Below are 19946 nucleotides of genomic sequence, written 5' to 3' on the forward strand. Positions count from 1 at the left end.
CTACATCTTTATTGTGTAGTTTTCAATAACAGTATTTGCAAGAAGCATTTCGCACATAGATTCTACTTCTTTTTTTACTGCTTCTTTATTGCTATTATCAATATCAAGCTTGATAATCTTTCCCGTCTTAACTCCATTAACACCCTTAAAATCTAGTGATTCTAACGCGTGATGGATAGCCTTTCCTTGAGGATCTAAAACCCCATCTTTTAACTCAACAATCACTTCTACTTGCATAATTCACCTTTAGTTTAAGATTCTCTTTAAAATCTCTTCATACGCCATTTTTACATTGCCTAAATCCTGCCTAAAGCGATCTTTATCCAATTTTTCCTTTGTATCTTTATCCCAAAATCTACAAGAATCTGGCGTAATTTCATCAGCAAGCAAGATATTTCCATCTTTATCCACGCCAAATTCCAGTTTAAAATCTACTAAAATTAGATTCTTTTTATCAAAAAATTCACGCAAAACACTATTTACCTCACGCCCAATTTTACGCAATACATCTAAAGATTCCACAGATTTTACGCAATTTAAAATCAATGCATGTTCATCATTAATTAAAGGATCTCCTAGCGCATCATCTTTATAATAAAATTCCACAAGAGTAAAAGGTAGTGCTTCCCCTTCTTTAATCCCTAAACGCTTACTTAAAGAACCTGTTGCGATATTACGCACAACCACTTCAATAGGAATAATTTTAACAAACTTGCAAAGCATTAAGTTATCCGCTAAAGTTTCTACATAATGCGTTTTGATTCCATTTTTTTCCAAAAGTTTAAAAATCTCTGATGAAATCTTGCAATTTAAAATCCCTTTGCCTTGTTCGCTTCCTCTTTTTTCAGCATTAAATGCTGTTAAATCATCTTTAAACTCTGAAATCACTAGATTTTCATCATCAGTCTTGTAAAGTTTTTTGCCTTTGCCTTCATAAAGCATTTCTTTTTGTTGCATTTTGACTCCTTTTATAAAACTTTAAATACTTTTAAAACATCAATCGCGCTTTTTAACTGAATGTCTTGTAAGATTTGCTTTTGCGTGATTGTATTTTTTGAATCACTCTGCTTTTTCTCTTTTTTGTCTACTTTTGCCAATTCACCTTCTAAGTGCTTTTGCAAATCCGCTTCTTTAATACTAAATCCACTATTTTCATCTGGCACAACACCCGGAGCAACTTCAATATCTGGGGTAACTCCAACAGCTTGAATTGTTCGCCCACTTGGCAAATAATAACGCGCAATGGTTAAACGCAAGGCTTCCTTTTTCTCAGTGGGTAAAATCACTTGCACGCTTCCCTTTCCAAAAGTCCCTTCACCCACCAAAACACCGCGTTTATTATCTTGGATTGCACCCGCTACAATCTCACTAGCACTAGCACTTCCATTATTAATTAAGACCACAAGCGGAATCGTAGCATAAGGCGTGTTTTTTGTAGCACGATAAACGATATTTTCATCTTTAATCCTACCCTTTTGGGATACGATAATACCATCTTTAATAAACAAATCACTTAAGCCCACTGCTTGATTTAAAAGTCCGCCAGGATTATTGCGTAAATCTAATACAATTCCATCAATTTTTTTGTATTTTTTTAATTCTTCATTAACACGCTGTGTAATATTTTTATCAAAAGAAGTTACGCGCAAATACACATAATTTGTATCCATAATCCCCTTAGAATACACAGACTCCACTTTAATATTGTCTCTTATAATATCAAATACTAAAGGCTTTGGCTCATTTTTACGCACAATTGTCAAAGTTACTTTTGTCTTTGGAGCGCCACGCATTTTATTAACCGCATCATCAATTCCCATACTAAGCGTGCTTTCATCATTAATCTTTAGGATAATATCTCCACTTTTTAATCCTGCTTTATCGCCTGGAGTTCCTTCAATAGGGGCAACAATTGTTAGTGCATTGTCTTTTAAAGAAATTGTAATTCCAATGCCGCCAAACTGCCCATCGGTTTGAATCTTTAAATCTTCATACTTCTTTTCATCTAAATACGCTGAATGCGCATCTAGGTTTGAAAGCATTCCATCAATTGCTTTATCAACAATTTCATTAAGTGTTAGCTCATCAACATAATATTTTTCCACCGTGCCAATGACTTTACGCAACTTATTATAAGCATCAAGGCGCGATTCTTCTTGCGCCAATGCAAAACTTTGCAAGCCAACTAAAGCCACACTAAAAAACCAAAATAGTTTATTTAAGCCCTGTCTGTTCATCATTACAACCTAAAGTTAAAATTTTGCGATTTTAACGCAATCTCACTAAAAGAAAAATTATTTTTTATGGTATAAGTGGATATAAAGTTGCAAAACTTCTAAACTAGCTGGCGTTACACCACTAATCTCACTTGCTTCAAACAAACTTTTAGGGTTAAACTTTTTAAGCTTTTCAATCACTTCCAAACTAAGTCCTGGAATTTTATCAAACACAAAGTCTTGCGGAATCTCAATGCTTAACATTTTATCCATATTTTCAATCATATTTTGCTGTTTTTGAATGTAATTAAAATATTTTGCTTCTACTAAAATCTCTTCTAACGCGCGCTCTGAGTAGCTTGCAAAGGGGCAATTCTCCACTTCTTGTATTTTTAAAAGCTTAGGCACATCAAAACTACGCCTCCCAACAATCGTTCCCCAATTTGTCTTATCGCTAATTTTTTCTTCACAAATGGAATTTAAAAACTTTAGTACCAAAGCATTAGGTGTTACTTCTGTATTTTTAAGCCACTCTAGCCCTTCTTTAATGGCTACCTTATCCTTTTGTAGCTCTTTATATTCTTCTTCTTCCATAAGTCCCAAAGAATACGCAAGATCCCCTAGCCTAAAAATCGCATTCCCTTCGCGTAATAGCAAGCGATATTCCGCACGTGAGCTAAACATTCTATAAGGTTCTTTTGTGCCCTTTGTTACCAAATCATCTACCATTACGCCAATATAAGCTTCATTGCGCTTAAGTGTGATTTGCTCTTTCCCCTTTACACTAAGCGCTGCGTTAATCCCAGCAAAAATACCTTGTGCACCAGCTTCTTCATAGCCTGTTGTGCCATTAATTTGCCCCGCACAATAAAGATTCCGTATTTTCTTAGTTTCTAGCGTGTGTTTTAACTCTGTGGGGTTGATATAATCATACTCAATAGCATAACCATAGCGCACAATCTCCGCATTCTCTAAGCCTTCAATACTATGGATCATTGCTTCTTGCACATCAAAGGGCAAAGAGCTTGTTAATCCATTAATATAATACTCATTTGCTTCTAGAGTTTGCGGTTCTAAAAACAACTGATGTCGCTCTTTATCACTAAAGCGATTAACCTTATCTTCAATGCTAGGACAATATCTTGGACCTATCCCTTCAATTTGTCCTGTAAACATTGGCGCGCGATGAAAATTTTCTCTAATAATTGCGTGTGTTTTTGCATTTGTGTAGGTTACATAGCAAGGAAGTTGCATCGGATTAAAGGGATTTTCTCCAAGTTCTTTTTGAGTTTTTTTGCTAAAAAATGGGGCTGGCATATCTCCATAATGCTTCTCTAAAATCTCAAAATTAATGCTACTTGCCTTAATACGCGCACAAGTGCCTGTTTTTAATATTCCAACATCAAGTCCTAATTCTCTTAAATTTTCCCCTAGCTCCATTGCCGGTGGTTCCCCTGCACGCCCATTGTTAGAAGTGTTTTCTCCAATGTGTATTTTTCCGCGCAAAAATGTTCCTGTTGTTAGCACCACCTTTTTAGCCTGGTAAACCTTGCCAATGGTTGTTTTCACGCCAATTACGGAATCTTTTTCTAACACTAAGGATTCTACAATTTGCTGGGAGACTTCTAAGTTTTTTGTATGATAACAAAGATTGCGCGCAATAATTTTGTATCTATCCATATCAATTTGAGCGCGTGTTCCTCTTACAGCGGGACCTTTTGAAGCGTTTAGAGTTCTAAATTGGATTCCGCTTTTATCTGTAATATATCCCATCACGCCACCAAGTGCGTCAATTTCTTTTACCAAATGCCCCTTACCAAGCCCACCAACAGCAGGATTGCAACTTGCCGCACCAATTTGTTCTACAAGCATTGTTAAAAGCAAGGTTTTACAACCCATTCTTGCTGATACAATAGAGGCTTCAATCCCTGCGTGTCCACCACCAATAACAATTACATCATATTCCATTTTTGCCCTTAAAACACTAATTTTGCGCGCATTATACCGCTAAAAATCTAACTCTTGCGTTAGGTTTCTAAATTTAATATCCTCTAATTGTTTTTTAATATGCTTATTTTCTTCACGCAAAGAATCAATTTGCGCTTGTAGCTGGATAATATTACGGCTTGCATAATAGATATTATTGCGCACATAAATTTTGGGAATAAAAAGCACTAAAGCAAGCGCCATAAGGCACAAGGTAATAAGCACTAGTTTAAAAGGAATCTCTTTTGTGTTTAAATCTAAATCATCTAGCACCGCTTCACGCTCACTGATCTCTAAATGTGATTCCACATTTACACCACTCTTTGGCGCATGTAAATCCCTGTCTTTTAAATCCTTATTTGCTAAAAGCAAATCATCTAAGAGTAAAATATCTGTTTGCTCTGTTTGTAAATCTTGTCTGGAATCTAAAAAGTTAGAATCCAAAATGGGTTTTTCAAACTCATTTTGCTCTTGTTTGCTTTGCTCATCATCACCTTGCTGATTATGGTATCGCTTCTCTAAAAAGTCCAAATTCTGCTCTGAGATGTAACCATCTTTTTTAAATAAGCGTTTAAAAAAGCTAGGTTTTGCAACCTTATCCATTTTTTCCAAGCGTAAATCTTCATAAGATTCCATTTATGATTCCCCAAACTCAAAGCTTCTTAGCTTCGCGCTACGCGAACGCGGATTCTCTCTTAGCTCACTCTCATCAGCACACAAGGGCTTTTTATAAAGACTCTTTCCTTTACTATGCCCACCGCCACAAATACAACGCATTATATTGCAATCGCAAATACAATCTCTCTCCCATTCCCTAAAAGTTTGCTTTGTGATTCTATCTTCAAGCGAATGAAAGGTGATAACACTCACTCTAGCACCCTTTTTTAAAGGATTTTCTCCTAAAGTTTGCAAAAGTCGCTCTAGCTCACCTAACTCATCATTAACCGCGATTCTTAATGCTTGAAAAGCCTGTGTGGCTGGATGAATTTTGGGATGTTTAAAATGCTTTGCAATGAGTTCGCTTAAATGCTTTGCACTAGTAAATTTTGCATTTTTTCTCTCTTCTACAATTAAACGCGCAAGTTTTTTATACTCCCTAATCTCACCAAAATCCCTAAAAATCCGCTCTAGCTCGTTTAAACTTGCCCCATTTACAATTTCTTTTGCGCTTAAATGTTGCTCCCTATCCATTCTCATATCAAGCATATAAGAATCAAAGCAAAATCCCCTCTCTTTATTATCAAATTGCATTGATGAAACCCCAATATCCGCTAGGATTCCAACTATGTTTTCTTGCAAAGCTTTATTGCTTAATAGCTCACGCACAACCGCGCTATAACGCCCCTTTTTATAAGAAAAACGCTCACCAAAAACACTTAACCGCTTTGCAGTAAAGGCTAAGGCATCGCTATCTTGGTCAATCCCTATAATCTCTAAGTTTGGATAAGCTTCTAAGAGTGCATGCGTGTGTCCTCCAAAACCTAGAGTGCAATCAATTAGAATTCCACTTTTAAGTGTCTTAAAGGAATCCAAAACCTGTTCTAACAAAACAGGAATATGCGGAATATCCATTGCTCCCTACTCTTTTGCGCGAGTAATGTTTGCGCCAAGTTTTGTGAGCTTTGCTTCTAAATTTTCATAACCACGATCTAAATGATAAATACGATGGATTCTAGTTTCCCCCTTTGCCACAAGAGCGGCAAGCACTAAAGCACTAGAAGCGCGCAAGTCTGTTGCCATAACATCAGCACCAATTAGCGTGCTTATTCCATTAATAGTCGCTGTATTTCCACGCAAACTAATATTTGCTCCCATTCTTTGTAGCTCATTTACATGCATAAAGCGATTTTCAAACAAACGCTCTTCAATAATGCTACCCCCTTCACATTGTGTTGCAAGCGCCATAAATTGTGCTTGCATATCTGTTGGAAAACCCGGATATTCTGCGGTGGAGAGCGCAAAAGCATTGCGTTTTTTAGCGGGATAAATTGTAATGGAATCTTTATTGTAGGTAAGTTTAAAGCCAATTTCTTCTAGCTTTGCAATCACTGCGCCAAGATGGCTTGCATTGGCACCATGTAGCGTAATTTGTGAATTTGTAATTGCTCCAGCGCACAAATAAGTCCCTGCTTCAACGCGATCTGGAATCACAGAAATCACACTTGGCAACTCCAATCCTTCTCTATCTGTTCCAAAAATCTCAATTCTATCGCTTCCAATTCCTTTAATTTCTACACCGCTTTCACGCAACACTTCACAAAGTTGCACCACTTCTGGTTCTTTTGCAGCATTATTAATGATTGTCTTACCCTTTGCCATTGCCGCTGCCATCAGGATATTTTCAGTACCTGTTACGGTGATTTTATCAAAATTAATCGTTGCCCCCTTTAGCCCATCTTTTGCACTTGCAACAATATATCCCTCTTCAATATGAATCTCTGCCCCCATTTTCTCCAATGCTTTAATGTGTAAATCCACAGGACGCGCACCAATAGCACACCCTCCGGGCAAACTCACTGCACAATGCCCAAATCTCCCAAGAAGAGGTCCTAAAACCAAAATTGAAGCGCGCATTTTACGCACAATATCATATGTGGCTTTTGTGCTATTTTGTCCTGCCACATTAACATTAACAATATGCTTATCCAAGCGTTCCACGCTACAACCTAGCATTTTTAAAAGCTCAAAAAAAGTCTCAATATCCACAACACTAGGAAGATTCTGTAAACTTACAGGATTTTTTGAAAGTAGCGTTAGAGCAATAAGCGGTAATGCAGAATTTTTTGCACCTACAATATTAATTGCTCCATTTAAACGCAAGCCACCTTGCAATGTTAAATAATCCACTTCTTCTCCTTTTTATGCTATTTCTTTCCCTTGCGCTCTTCACGGCCTTTAAGAGCTGAACCAATAACTGTTTCAATCTCTTTTTTGTAGTTAGGATTTTCTTTAACAAAAATCTCTCTATAACGCACAACACTATCAATATCCATATTCAAACATTTAGAAAATGCGGCAATGAAATTAATACATTGCTGATATTCCTTACTATCTTTGCTTGTATTACCAAAATGTATAAAATGCTCACAAAAAGAATTCAGTGCTTCTTCTAATAAACTAGAATCTGATTTTTCATCTTCAAAAATTGTAATTAAATAATCAATATTTTTAAACTTTTGCTCACGCCCTCTAAGCTCTTCTAAATATTCCTGTATGCGTTCATAGATAATAAATACCATTGCCAACAAGAAAAATGGGAGCATCAAAAGATTAATAATTAAAAAAACAAAAAGATGAAAAGAAAGATTATACATTAGTGCATTTCACCTTTTAAAAACTTTTCATAAAAAACATTTGTGGCTTTTACAAATCCATCTACACTTCCGCAATCATAGCGTGTGCCTTTAAATTTATAAGCTAGCACCATTCCCTTTTTACACTGCTCTAAAAGCGCGTCTGTGATTTGAATCTCGCCATTTTTGCCAGGAGCTGTGTGGCGCAAAATCTCAAAAATATCCGGAGTTAAAATATAGCGTCCAATAATTGCTAGATTGCTTGGGGCTTTATCTTTTGAAGGTTTTTCAATCATATTATCCACTACAAAAACATTCTCATCAATCACTCTTCCTGCAATCACACCATATTTACTTACTTCTTCCATATCCACTTCCTCTACTGCAACAATGGAACAGCGGTATTTTTCATAGATTTTACACATTTGACTTAACACGCCAAGTTCTGTATTTTCACATAAATCATCGCTTAAAACCACTGCAAAAGGCTCATTGCCAACGAGTGTTTCCCCACATAAAATCGCATGTCCTAAGCCATTCATCTCCATTTGGCGCGTATAAGAAAAGCTACAAGTTTCTAAAATATGGCGAATATCCTTTAAATAGCTTTCTTTATTTGTGCCTTTAATTTGACTCTCTAGCTCATAACTGATATCAAAATGGTCTTCTAATGCTCTTTTTCCACGCCCTGTAACAATTGCTATATTAAAAATTCCTGCTTCCATTGCCTCTTCTACACCATATTGAATGAGTGGTTTATTAACAATGGGCAACATCTCTTTTGGCATTGCCTTTGTTGCAGGCAAAAAGCGTGTCCCATATCCTGCTGCTGGAAATAAACATTTTTTAATCATTATCACTCCTTAGAATAATTCCCACAAACCGCTCTGATACAATGCGTAAAAATGCGCTGCTGTGCGTGGATTGAGCGAACCCTTTTGTGTGGCATATTGCATTGCTTTTTGAGAGATTTTATCCCAATTTTTAGGCAATTCCCCAAAATAACTTTTTAGCACTTCTAAATATTCCTTATTTCCTTGTGCGTAAAAGCCAATACACAAGGGAAATCTATCACTTAATGCAATCTTATCTTCATTGCCTTCATAACCAAAAATCTCATTTTCATTATGGAATTCTGGGAGCAAATGCCGCCTATTACTTGTTGCGTAAATTCTAATATTTGCAGGCAATACTTCTAATCCCCCCTCAAGCACACTTTTTAAGCCTTTATAATTCTCATTTTCTTCAAAACTTAAATCATCGCAAAATATAATAAATTTATAATCTTTATCCCTTAAATTATCAAATACTTCCGGTAAAATTTCTAAATCTTCTTTTTCAATCTGTAAAACCCTTAAACCTTTAGAGGCATATTTTACAAGCAATGCCTTTATAAGAGAGCTTTTTCCACTTCCCCTAGCTCCCCATAACAGGACATTAACGCCCAAATTTCTCTCCAAAAAAGATTCCGTATTGGCACATAATAATCGCACTTCCTTTTGTATTCCCACAAAGCAATCCAATTCCTTAGCCTCTACTTCTAAAATCCCGTGGATATACCCACTTTTGCGATACACTCCAGCAATACAACTCCCCATATCCCATTGCAGATTTAAATTCCAACTTTTAGGCATTTTTAGCCTTTTTTGTAGTGTTAGATTTATTTTTTAATTCTATATTGTTTGGCAAAAATTTATGCGTTAATTTTCCTTTTACACAAGTAAAATGCGCTACTCCACCCTTACTTAACTCCCCAAAAAGCATTGCATCACTTAAGATATTTTTAATCTCTTTTTGAATCACTAATCCAAGTGGACGCGCCCCAAGTTCTACATCAAATCCAATTTTTGCTAAATATTCTTTAGAACTTTTATCTAATATAATTTCTACTTTTTTTTCTAAAATTTGATTATTTAAATCTACAATATTTTTATCAACTATCTTCAAAATCTCTTTGTGTGAGAGTGGATTAAAAGCAATGATTGCATCAAGACGATTCCTAAATTCTGGGGAGAAATGATCTTTAATCGCACTAGAAAAACGCAAATTTGTATCTTGTTTAAAACCAAGTACAGGGGCTTCCTTAGAACCTACATTAGAAGTTAGAATCAAAATAACAGATGAAAAATCTATGCTCTCTCCATTATTATCTGTAAGCCTTCCATAATCCATTACCTGCAAAAATACATTTAGCACATCAGGATGGGCCTTCTCTACCTCATCTAAGAGTAGCAAAGTATGAGGATTTTTCTTGATCATTTCCGTTAGGATTCCACCTTTTTCATAGCCAACATATCCCGCTGCTGCACCAATTAATTGCGAGCTTGAAATGCGCTCCATATACTCACTCATGTCAAGGCGTTCAAAATTAATGTTTAATGCTTTTGCAAGCTCTTTTGCGAGCTCTGTTTTTCCAACTCCACTAGGACCGCTAAAAAGAAACGAACCAATAGGTTTATTTGGCGCGCCAAGCCCAGCTTTATTGCGTTTTAACGCACTCACTACCTCAACAATAGCATTATCTTGCCCAAAAATTCTGCTTTTTAAATGCTTCTCTAAGCCTTTAAGCACAGCTTTATCATCTTTTGTTGCTTCAATTTCTGGAATCTTAGCCATTGTAGCAACCATTTTTTTAATACTCTGCAAACTTACCTTACCGCTTTTACCATCTAGTTTATAACTAGCCCCCACTTCATCCATTATATCAATGGCTTTATCAGGCAAAAATCTATCGTGTAAATGGCGAATTGACAAATCTACAATTAACTCAATCGCTTCAGAATTAAAACTTACATTATGATACTTTTCATAATGTTTTTTTACACCTTCTAAGATTAAAATACTCTCTTCCCTGCTAGGTTCTTTAACTTCAATCTTTGCAAAACGGCGTGAAAGTGCCTTGTCTTTATCCAAAAAAGAACGATACTCTGCGTAAGTGCTAGCACCGATACAGCGCAACTTTCCATTTCCAAGCATAGGCTTTAGCAAATTACTCGCATCCATACTCCCACTATTTGTTGCCCCCGCGCCAATTAACATATGAATTTCATCAATAAATAAAATCACATTTCCAAGTTCTAGTACTTCATCAGTTAATGTCTTAATGCGCTTTTCAAAGTCTCCTCTGTATTTTGTTCCTGCAACAAGCGCACCCATATTTAGCATATACATTTCTGTATTTTCTAAAGGGCTTTGTGTGGCAATCATTTGCAAAGCCAACCCTTCTGCTACAGCTGTTTTACCAACACCAGGCTCACCAACTAAAAGAGGATTGTTTTTCTTTTTTCTAAGCAACACTTCAAAACAGCGACGAATCTCTACTTCCCTGCCTATTAAAGGCTCTATTTTGCCTTCCCTTGCCATTTGCGTAAGATTTGTGCAATAAGCTTCTAATGCGGATTCTCTCTTTTCGCCTTCATCTTTCACTTCTTCTTTTATGCTTTTATTAAAACTAAAATTCTCTTGATTTTCTGTAATGTATTCTAAAACATTTAAGCGCGTGATGCCTTGTGCATTTAAGATTTGCGCACAAAACGCCTTTTCTTCTTCTAAGATTGCTGCTAGCAAATCACTCACTTGTGCCTGCTGGCGTTGAGAGCCTTTCACATGCCCTATCATTATTTCAATCACACGCGTAACAGCAAGGGTTTCTTGTGGCATTGCACCTTGTTCTTGACGCTCTGGGTAGGATTGTAAAAATTGCTTTAAATACCTTTGTATTTGCTTTTTCATAATCTCTACATTACCCCCGCAATCTTGCAGAGTTTTAGTGATTTTCTCATTTTCTAAAAGGGCGTAGAAAATATGCTCTAGAGTTAAATATTCATGCCCTTTGTCTTTAGCTTCTTTTTGTGCATTTTGCAAAACAACATTTAATTCTTTACTAATTTCAAACATTTTAATTCTCTTATATTTTTTCTAAAATTGCACGCAAGGGATATTGCTTTTCTTTTGCCATTTTACGCACTTGGGCAACTTTAATTTCTGCAATATCATAAGGATAGATTCCACAAACCCCTTTTCCATTGTGATGGATTTGCAGCATTAAATTTAGGGATTCTTCAAAATCTTTGTGAAAAATTGCTTGCAAAACTTCTATCACAAATTCCTGCGTAGTATAGTCATCATTTAGCAAAATCACGCGATAGCGGATAGGCTCTTGGATTTTCTCCAGCGTTTCTGTAATTTGATCAAATTGTGCGTCTTTTGGCAAGGTTTTCCTTAAAATTTAAAATCTTAAAATTATAACATTTTTAAATCAAAGGTAAATTAAAGGAAAGTCTAACATTGGCGTAAAATCGCTTCTTTTATCGCATTGATATAACTTTTAGATTCTGCTTTATTTTTATAGGCAATATCAAATGCGGTACCGTGATCTACCGAGGTGCGAATAACAGGCAAATTAAGCGTAATGTTGATACTCTCTTTAAAATATAAAGTCTTTAGTGGGATTAATCCTTGATCGTGATACATTGCCACATAATAACGCAAATGCTTACCAACAAAAGCAGTATCAGGCACAAGTGGTCCAATAAAAACTTCCTTGCCCAAACTTGCATTTGCAAGCCTTATTGCCTCCCTAATTACATTATCTTCATCACCCAAAACTCCAAAATCTCCGGCGTGTGGATTTAACCCAAGCACTCCACAGGGCATTTTTAAAACATAAGGAGCAAAATCCAATAAAAACTCTTTTAAAGATTCTATGTTTATAAGTGAAGGCACATTTTTTAGTGGGATATGATCACTAAAAAGCGCAACATAAAGCTTTGGAGAGCCTAACATCATAATGGCTTTTTGATTTTGAATTCCATTTATTTTAGATTCCATATTTTCAAACTTAAAAACATCTCGCAAGGCTTCGGTATGCCCAGCATAAGAAACTCCGGCTAACTGCCACGCTTTTTTATGGATAGGCAAAGTTACCATCGCCTTTGTTTTACCAACAAGTGTCAAATTTAAAGCTTGCAAGAAACTTGCATAAGAATACGCTCCACTTTCTTTTTGGATTGCTCCAGGAGTAATTTTTGGGATAATATTTGAAGGCATAACTTTAGGTGAAACACATTTTAAATTCTTCGGAAGTTTGAATTTTAAAATCTTAGCCGCCTCTTTTAACAACTCTTTATCCACACAATACACAGGATTGCAAAATTTACAAATCTTTTTATGGTTTTTTAATAAAATCTCTAAACCAACCCCATTTGGATCACCAATGCTTACTGCAATTTTCATTTTAATAGCAAGCACCTTTTGTGTCTAAGTCAAATTGCACTTGAGAATTTGGAGATGGGATTACAATTTTAAAATCCATCGCTTCTTGCTTTTTTAATGGTGTTTTGTAAATTTCTGTCTTTGAATATTTAGGATTAATTTTATATTTAATGCGTTCAAACTTTTTTAAATCCTTTGGGATAAAATTAACCTCCACAACACAACCTCTAAAATCCAAATGCCCTAGATTTTTAAAACTCCCTTCCACAAAATACACAGCATCATATTGCAAACTCGCATTATGTGTGAGAGTAAATTCTATCTTTTTTAAATACGATTCCATTATCCACTGATAAATAAAAGGCGAAGCAAGAATTAGCCCACCACTTAATGAAAAAAATAGCATAAAAGGCAAAGCACGCCCACGCAACGCAACACTTAAAAGAAAAATTAAAAGAATGATTAAAAAAATACTCATTAAAATTAAATAATCTGGCAAAGCAAAGAAGCGCGAAATCTCTGTAAATTTTAGCAAATATTCCTTTAAGCTATTCATTTTAATCTACTCTTGCATTCTTTTCATCAATTCCGCTTAAGCCAAACCGCCTTAAAATCTCTTGTTTTACTAAATCTGGGGAAATATCCTTATAAGCTAAACCAACTAAAGAGTGATAAAGTAAATCCGCTGCTTCATAAATAATCTCTTCGCGTGTGTTATCTTTAATGGCAAATCCTAACTCTGCAGCTTCTTCTACAATTTTTTTAGCAATTGTGTTTTCGCCTTTACAATAAAGTTTTGCTGTGTAAGAAGTCTTAGGATCTGCACCTTTACGCTCTAGTAGTGTATGATACAACACATCTACAACCCCATAAACAGCACTGGCATTAAAATTAATTTTAGATTCCATATTAGAATCTAATTTGCCTTCTTTTGTATTAATTATGTTAAAAAAACAACTCTTTTCCCCAGTGTGGCAAGCCACGCCTTGTTGCTCCACGCTTATAAGAATAGAATCCTTATCACAATCTAGGGCAAGGGATATGATTTTTTGCGCATGTCCGCTTTGCTCTCCCTTTTTCCAAATGCGCCTTTTAGAACGAGAATAATAATGCACAAAACCACTCTTTAAGCTCAACTCTAAAGCTTCTTTATCCATAAAGCCTAACATTAAAACTTCTTGTGTTTTATGATCTTGCGCAATTGCTGGAATCAATCCTCCGCATTTATCCCATAAAATCTGCTCTAAAATCTCTTGCACTTTAATCCCTAATTACTCACTGAACTTGCGCGTTGATTATCCTTAGAATCTAGCCAAATATTAGGCGTTGCTCCACCAGGCGTTAAGAAAATCTTAGCATCGCGATTGTTTTGTAAAGCTTCATTAAATTTTCCTTGCACTTCAATTTGTCGCAGTTGCAATAGAGGATTATTTAAACTTTGACTAATCAAACGATTAGCCTTTGCTTGCGCATCTGCCTCAATAATCGTAGCATCAGCAACCCCTTTAGCAAGAGCTGCTTTTTTCTCTGCTTCTTGCTTGGCGCGTTCTACTTCATACCTTGCACGCTCTGCTTCTTGACGCGCAACCTGCACGCGCTCAATTTGTTCTTTGATTGCAATAGGCAAAACAATCTCTGTAAGCTGAATAGATACAAGCTCTACAGGGCGATTTTCAAGGCTATTGATATTCTCTCTAAACTTTTGATCAATAAGTGTTGCAATCTCATTACGCTTTGTTGGTAACTCTTCAGCTGGGAAACTTCCTACAACATTACGCACAATCTCTCTAATTACTGGAGTAATGATTCTCTCTTCCCAATTTTGCCCCCAAGTTGCAATGGTTTGTGGCACACTTAATGGATCTAAGCGGTATTGCACAGCAAGCTCCACAGAAACAGATAATCCCCTAGAATCTAGCACACTAATTGCTTGATTTTTTAGACTTCCTTCATCTCTACTGCGCAATCCTGCACCATCAGAGCCTGTAAATTCTGCGATTCTAACTTTTGTATTAATGGCAATAATTTTTTGAATTCCTGGGATAAAAAAGTGAATTCCAGGTTGCAATGGTGTTGGATCAAACTCACCTGTTGTAATTTTAACACCTACTTCACCGCTATTAATAATCGTAAAGGGTTTAAGCAAGAAAAACAAAATCACTAAAATTACAACAACATAAACTCCGGCCATTTTCTTACCATTTGGCATTGTAAAATTTGGCATTCTAGGAGATTGAAACCCACGATTTGAATTGTGGTTTGGTTGACCTTTATCTTTGTTTTCATCCGGAGTGTAGCCCTTGTTTTTGCGCTTTAAATGTTCATTTAAATCAATTGGCATTTGTAAAACCTTTTTTAATTAATATAAGTTAGCCAGTGTGCGTATTTAGGATTGCGTCCTTGCACCACTTCAAAATAAGCATTTTGTAATTTATGTGTAATTTCTCCACGCTTACCACTTCCAATAATACGCGCATCAAGCTCTCTAATAGGAGTAACTTCTGCAGCAGTGCCTGTAAAAAATGCCTCGTCTGCAATATACACTTCATCGCGTGTAATATTGCGGCGTTCCACCTTATAACCAAGATCTTTTGCCATTGTAATCACAGAATCTTGTGTAATAGATTCTAATGAACTATCACTTGGCGGAGTTATAATCATACCATTGCGCACGATAAAAAAACATTCTCCACTTCCTTCGGCAATCATTCCATTGTCATCTAAAAGCAAAGCCTCTTCATATCCGCACTCAATGGCTTCATACTTTGCCATTTGAGAGTTAAGATAATTTCCAGAAGCCTTCGCCTTACCAAAAAGCGATTTTGCTGAATTTCTAACAAAAGAAGCAGTTTTAACACGAATCCCTTTTTCCAAACCTTCATCACCCAAATATGCACCCCACTCCCACGCAGCAATCGCCACCTTAACAGGAGCATTCTTATGATACACGCCCATTGCTCCATACCCAAGATAAATCAAAGGGCGTAAATATGTGTTACCACTAAACGCATTATCTCTTAAAACTTCAATTTGAGCTTTCTCAAGCTCTTCTTGCGCGTAAGGCACATCAATAGCAACAATTTTTGCAGAATTTAATAAACGCTTTGTATGATCTTTTAAACGAAAAATTGCCATTCCCTTATCTGTCTTATAAGCCCTAGTTCCCTCAAAAACACCATTTCCATAATGTAAAGTATGTGTCAAAATATGCACATTTGCTTCTTTCCAAGGAACTAATTTTCCATCCATCCAAATTGATTTTGCTTCATTCATAATAAATCTCCTTATGCGCCTTTTGTAAATCATTATTAAAAGCGCAAAAAACGCAAAAATATAGCAAAAACTTTCTTAAAAGGCTTTAAACACAACTTAAAAGTCAGAATTCAAAATTTAGATTCCATATTTCAAAAAATCTTTATAGTCTTTTTAATCTTTACATTTTCAAAAATTAAGAAAAATGACTCTAATTTGATGCATATAAATTACACATACACATTAGCTCAAGTGAGTATTTAAGAAGCTTCAGAAGTTATATTCGACTACTTGTGATTTTCTAAATGGTCGGAGTAGCGGGATTTGAACCCACGACCTCACCCACCCCAAGGGTGTGCGCTAGCCAGACTGCGCTATACTCCGATAAGAAAAAAATAAATTAAAAAGGTATTCTATATAAAAAAAGATAAAAAGAAAATACTAAAATTATTAATATTTTATTTTTTAATAAAATGTTTTAAAAAAACTATAAAGAAATAATAATATAATTTTGATCCGCTATATCGTGTTTCTTACGCACAATAGCTGAACTTAATCAAGGATTTCAAATGGACAAGGCAACAGAGAAGAAGATTTTGAGCTATTTAGAGAAAAAGACACTCAATAAAAGCGAACTTCACCAGTATACCGAGCAAATTGGCTATATGCTAAAATTAGGAACTTCTTTGAGAAATATTTATGGATTTTTACAAGAAGAATATAACATTAAAACAAGTTATAGCAATTTTCATAACTTTGCAAAAAAGAATTTTAATTTCAGTAAACACAAAAAGAAGTTGGAATCTTAATTTAAAATTCTCGCAAATCTTTTCTAGGGTTATTAAAAATTTTAAAGATAATCCTAGATAATTTAAAATGCATCTAAATCTAAAATTTCCAATCTTGCGCTTTTTGTAAAATTTCCCTTGCACCCTGATTCAAAAAAGACTCAGCTAGAGTTTTTCCAATATATTCACAATCCTTAATACTTGAAACTTCACTCTCTAAATTTTCTTTTATAATCTCACTCCCATCTGGCAATCCAAGAATTGCACGCACTTCTAAACTTCCTTCATTATAACGCGCATTAATCCCAATTGGCACCTGACAACCACCATTTAACACACGCACAAAAGCCCTTTCGCAATGTGTCTCAAAGACTGCATTTTTATCATTCAAAAAGCTTAAAAGCTCCACATAATTGCTATCTTTCTTGCATTCAATCCCAAGTGCTGCCTGTCCCATTGCTGGAACCATAAAATCAAGTGGTGTGATATATGGAATCCCTTTTAACTCTAAGCGATTCACTCCAGCTTGCGCTAAAATAATAGCGTCAAATTCCTCATTTTCAAGCCTTTGCAAGCGCGTTTGGACATTTCCACGCAAACTTTGACAATCCAAATCCCCCCTTAAAGCATTAATTTGCATAACGCGCCTTAGTGAAGTCGTGCCAACTTTAGCTCCCTTTGGCAAATCTCCCAAATTTTTATATTTAAAACTTAGAAAGCTATCGCGCACATCTTCACGCTTTGTAATTGCTGCAAGCCCAAGTCCTTGGGTAAATTCCACCGGCACATCTTTAAGACTATGCACCGCTAAATCGATATCTCCTTCTAGTAACAACACTTCAAGTTCTTTTGTAAAAAGTCCTTTACCTCCAATTTTTGCTAAAGGGACATCTAAAATCTTATCTCCCTTTGTTTTAACGATTTTTAACTCCACTTCAAGCTTTGGATACCGCTCTTCCAAAAGATTTTTAATATGATTTGCCTGCCAAAGCGCAAGCACACTTCCGCGTGTTCCAATGGTCAGTTTTTGCATTACTTTTTGTCCTTTTCAATCACTTCTACATCTATAATTTCACTTTGATTATCCCTAAATTCTTGATTACTTGAAGTATTAGATGGCGTTATTTTCATAAAAGGCTTAATAATCATAAACCCAACCGCACTAAATTGCATCAAGATTCCAATAATATCTGTTAAAGCCCCAGGCAAAATTAATAAAATCGCACCCAAAATCCTAAAAATATTCGATCCAACAAAGGCTTCATAACTTAATTGCCTATTCCTTACACGCATTAACGCATCGCCTAAAAATAAGCGAAAATTTACTAAAATAAAAAATCCTAAAAACGCTGTAACAATGATTTCTAAAACAAAGCCCAAAACACCAATTACATCAATCACCTCATAGCTTACAAGCACTTCTAAGAAAAGATATAAAAAACCTAAAATCAATGGCATTTGCTAATCCATTCTTTGAGTTCTGCAATAAGTGCCATAAAATCCGAAACCTTTAGCACTTCTCTGCTTAAATCCTTTCGCCTTACAAGTTCAATCTCACCTTTTTCAAGTCCTTTCCCAATAATAATTCCAAAAGGAAAGCCAATTAATTCAAAATCTGCAATCTTTGCACCATAGCGTTCTGCTCTATCATCAAGCAAGCATTCAATTCCTTCTTTGTTTAAAGCTGTATAAATTTTTTCACCCATTTCTAATTGCGCGGAATCTTTAATATTTGAAACCATAATATCTACATCAAAAGGTGCTGTTGCTTGCGTCCAAATCATTCCCTTTTTATCATGGTGTTGTTCAATTATAGCCGAGAGAAGTCTTGAAACTCCAATTCCATAACAACCCATAATAAAGGGCTGCGCTTTACCACTTTCATCTAAAAATGTCGCGTCCATCGCACTAGAATATTTTGTTCCTAGCTGAAAAATATGCCCTGCTTCAATCCCTTTTGTAAAATACAGCTTCCCACCTTTGCTTTCTCCACACAAAGGACATAAATCTCCTGCTTGCACTTCCACTAAATCCTTATATTCCAACCCTTCAAAAGTGCTTAAATCCACTCCTACAAAATGATAATCTAACTCATTTGCTCCACAAATTAGATTCTTTTCGTCTTGTAACTCCTTATCAAAATAAATATAAGGGCTATTTGTGAGATTCCGCAAGGCAAAAGGACCAATAAATCCCGGAGTTAACCCTGCTTCTTTAATCTCTTCTTCACTAGCTTCTACGAGTTCATTTGCCAAAACTGCATTTAAAGCCTTTGTTTCATTTAAAGTATCGCTTCCGCGCAAGAAAAAATACACTAACGCGCTTTTTCCTTCATCAAAAATAGCTTTTTTCACTACCACCTTTAATGTCCAAAATGGTGCAATTTTAAAAAACTCCGCCAAGGCTTCTATGCTTGCAACATTAGGTGTATGAAACTTGGCAAACTCCGCTTGTGGCGCTTGAAAGCTTGGAGCGGCTTTAATGCGCGTTGCCGCTTCTAAATTGGCTCCATAATAACAAGTATCGCACACGCAAATTGTATCTTCTCCGCTGTTTGCAAGCACCATAAATTCCTTGCTACCACTTCCACCAATTGCGCCACTATCTGCAAACACCGCACGAAAATCAAGCCCTAAACGCGTAAAGATCTTGCTATAAGTTTGTTCCATTAAATCAAACTCGCGCTTTAAATCTTCAAAATTAGAGTGAAAACTATACCCATCCTTCATTATAAATTCACGCGCACGCATAAGCCCAAAGCGCGGACGCATTTCATCGCGAAATTTTAAATTGATTTGATAAAGATGCAAGGGTAACTGCTTATAACTCTTAACATTTGCCTTGACAAGCTCTGTGATAACTTCTTCGTGCGTTGGACCTAGCACAAAGGCATTATCCTTTCTATCATTAAAGCGCAAAAGTTCCTTGCCATAGCGTTCAAAACGCCCACTTTTTTGCCAAAGGTTAGCAGGTGTTACAAATCCTAGAGTCACTTCATTTGCTCCAGCATTATCCATTTCTTCTTTGACAATACTTTTAATCTTATCCAAAACACGCTTTCCAAGTGGCAAGAAATTATAAATTCCACTTCCAATTTGCTGGATAAAGCCACCACGGATTAAATACTCGTGGCTTTTTAAAACCACATCTTTCGGGGCTTCTTTAAAAGTTGGGATAAAGATTTTTGAAAATCGCAT

Annotated in this window: 21 protein-coding genes and 1 tRNA gene; 1 reads left to right on the top strand and 21 read right to left on the bottom strand. The window is 35.8% G+C overall.

Annotation, left to right across the window (positions count from 1 at the left end):
• The 18 genes from purS to IP358_RS06365 form a co-directional block, all read right to left on the bottom strand.
• Positions 1–237, bottom strand: a complete 237-nt coding sequence (gene purS, locus IP358_RS06280; protein ID WP_006802736.1) for a phosphoribosylformylglycinamidine synthase subunit PurS — start codon at positions 235–237, stop codon at positions 1–3.
• A gap of 9 nt (positions 238–246) precedes the next feature.
• The gene (purC, locus tag IP358_RS06285; protein WP_006802737.1) at positions 247–957 is read right to left on the bottom strand and encodes a phosphoribosylaminoimidazolesuccinocarboxamide synthase; all 711 of its coding nucleotides are present in this window, start codon (positions 955–957) and stop codon (positions 247–249) included.
• An 11-nt stretch (positions 958–968) separates the two neighbouring features.
• Positions 969–2237 (bottom strand): S41 family peptidase, encoded by a 1269-nt coding sequence (locus IP358_RS06290; protein WP_040498556.1) that lies wholly within the window; start codon positions 2235–2237, stop codon positions 969–971.
• A 57-nt stretch (positions 2238–2294) separates the two neighbouring features.
• Positions 2295–4184, bottom strand: a complete 1890-nt coding sequence (gene mnmG, locus IP358_RS06295; protein WP_006802739.1) for a tRNA uridine-5-carboxymethylaminomethyl(34) synthesis enzyme MnmG — start codon at positions 4182–4184, stop codon at positions 2295–2297.
• Between the two features lie 39 nt (positions 4185–4223).
• On the bottom strand, positions 4224–4838 hold the full coding sequence (locus IP358_RS06300; RefSeq protein WP_040498558.1) for a hypothetical protein: 615 nt from the start codon (positions 4836–4838) through the stop codon (positions 4224–4226).
• A complete protein-coding gene (rsmH, locus tag IP358_RS06305; RefSeq protein WP_006802741.1) occupies positions 4839–5774 on the bottom strand; it encodes a 16S rRNA (cytosine(1402)-N(4))-methyltransferase RsmH in 936 nt (311 codons plus the stop codon).
• A 6-nt stretch (positions 5775–5780) separates the two neighbouring features.
• Positions 5781–7049: a UDP-N-acetylglucosamine 1-carboxyvinyltransferase gene (gene murA / locus IP358_RS06310; RefSeq protein ID WP_006802742.1), complete on the bottom strand. Its 1269-nt coding sequence runs from the start codon at positions 7047–7049 to the stop codon at positions 5781–5783.
• Positions 7050–7066: 17 nt separating this feature from the next.
• Positions 7067–7516 carry a hypothetical protein gene (locus IP358_RS06315; RefSeq protein WP_006802743.1) on the bottom strand — a complete coding sequence of 150 codons (450 nt, stop codon included), beginning with the start codon at positions 7514–7516 and terminating at the stop codon, positions 7067–7069.
• The gene (gene galU, locus IP358_RS06320; RefSeq protein ID WP_040498560.1) at positions 7516–8349 is read right to left on the bottom strand and encodes a UTP--glucose-1-phosphate uridylyltransferase GalU; all 834 of its coding nucleotides are present in this window, start codon (positions 8347–8349) and stop codon (positions 7516–7518) included. Before galU ends, IP358_RS06315 begins: the two co-directional genes overlap by 1 nt.
• Positions 8350–8358: 9 nt before the next feature.
• Positions 8359–9129, bottom strand: coding sequence for a DUF815 domain-containing protein (locus IP358_RS06325; RefSeq protein ID WP_006802745.1), 771 nt, complete (start codon positions 9127–9129; stop codon positions 8359–8361).
• On the bottom strand, positions 9122–11392 hold the full coding sequence (locus IP358_RS06330) for an AAA family ATPase (protein ID WP_006802746.1): 2271 nt from the start codon (positions 11390–11392) through the stop codon (positions 9122–9124). The genes IP358_RS06325 and IP358_RS06330 overlap by 8 nt, the downstream gene beginning before the upstream one ends.
• 10 nt (positions 11393–11402) lie before the next feature.
• Entirely contained in the window at positions 11403–11708 is a 306-nt protein-coding gene (locus tag IP358_RS06335; RefSeq protein ID WP_006802747.1) for an ATP-dependent Clp protease adaptor ClpS, read from the bottom strand.
• Between the two features lie 68 nt (positions 11709–11776).
• Positions 11777–12730, bottom strand: coding sequence for a 4-hydroxythreonine-4-phosphate dehydrogenase (pdxA, locus tag IP358_RS06340; RefSeq protein ID WP_006802748.1), 954 nt, complete (start codon positions 12728–12730; stop codon positions 11777–11779).
• A 1-nt stretch (position 12731) separates the two neighbouring features.
• Positions 12732–13265 carry a DUF2393 family protein gene (locus IP358_RS06345; protein WP_006802749.1) on the bottom strand — a complete coding sequence of 178 codons (534 nt, stop codon included), beginning with the start codon at positions 13263–13265 and terminating at the stop codon, positions 12732–12734.
• Between the two features lies 1 nt (position 13266).
• Positions 13267–13968: a bifunctional phosphoribosyl-AMP cyclohydrolase/phosphoribosyl-ATP diphosphatase HisIE gene (gene hisIE, locus IP358_RS06350; protein ID WP_006802750.1), complete on the bottom strand. Its 702-nt coding sequence runs from the start codon at positions 13966–13968 to the stop codon at positions 13267–13269.
• Positions 13969–13976: 8 nt separating this feature from the next.
• On the bottom strand, positions 13977–15050 hold the full coding sequence (locus IP358_RS06355; protein ID WP_006802751.1) for an SPFH domain-containing protein: 1074 nt from the start codon (positions 15048–15050) through the stop codon (positions 13977–13979).
• Positions 15051–15064: 14 nt separating this feature from the next.
• On the bottom strand, positions 15065–15982 hold the full coding sequence (locus IP358_RS06360; RefSeq protein WP_006802752.1) for a branched-chain amino acid transaminase: 918 nt from the start codon (positions 15980–15982) through the stop codon (positions 15065–15067).
• A 285-nt stretch (positions 15983–16267) separates the two neighbouring features.
• Positions 16268–16345 (bottom strand) — tRNA-Pro (locus IP358_RS06365).
• Positions 16346–16530: 185 nt separating this feature from the next.
• Between IP358_RS06365 and IP358_RS06370 the strand changes: the two genes are divergently transcribed.
• The gene (locus IP358_RS06370; protein WP_006802753.1) at positions 16531–16770 is read left to right on the top strand and encodes a hypothetical protein; all 240 of its coding nucleotides are present in this window, start codon (positions 16531–16533) and stop codon (positions 16768–16770) included.
• A 79-nt stretch (positions 16771–16849) separates the two neighbouring features.
• Here IP358_RS06370 and hemC read toward each other — a convergent pair whose 3' ends face one another.
• From hemC to IP358_RS06385, 3 genes are read right to left on the bottom strand one after another with little or no spacing between them, the layout of a single operon-like run.
• Positions 16850–17782, bottom strand: a complete 933-nt coding sequence (hemC, locus tag IP358_RS06375; protein WP_006802754.1) for a hydroxymethylbilane synthase — start codon at positions 17780–17782, stop codon at positions 16850–16852.
• The gene (locus IP358_RS06380) at positions 17782–18207 is read right to left on the bottom strand and encodes an FxsA family protein (RefSeq protein WP_006802755.1); all 426 of its coding nucleotides are present in this window, start codon (positions 18205–18207) and stop codon (positions 17782–17784) included. The genes hemC and IP358_RS06380 overlap by 1 nt, the downstream gene beginning before the upstream one ends.
• Entirely contained in the window at positions 18198–19946 is a 1749-nt protein-coding gene (locus IP358_RS06385) for a proline--tRNA ligase (RefSeq protein WP_006802756.1), read from the bottom strand. The genes IP358_RS06380 and IP358_RS06385 overlap by 10 nt, the downstream gene beginning before the upstream one ends.

The organism is Helicobacter winghamensis ATCC BAA-430 (assembly GCF_028751035.1).
Classification (GTDB): Bacteria; Campylobacterota; Campylobacteria; order Campylobacterales; family Helicobacteraceae; genus Helicobacter_D; species Helicobacter_D winghamensis.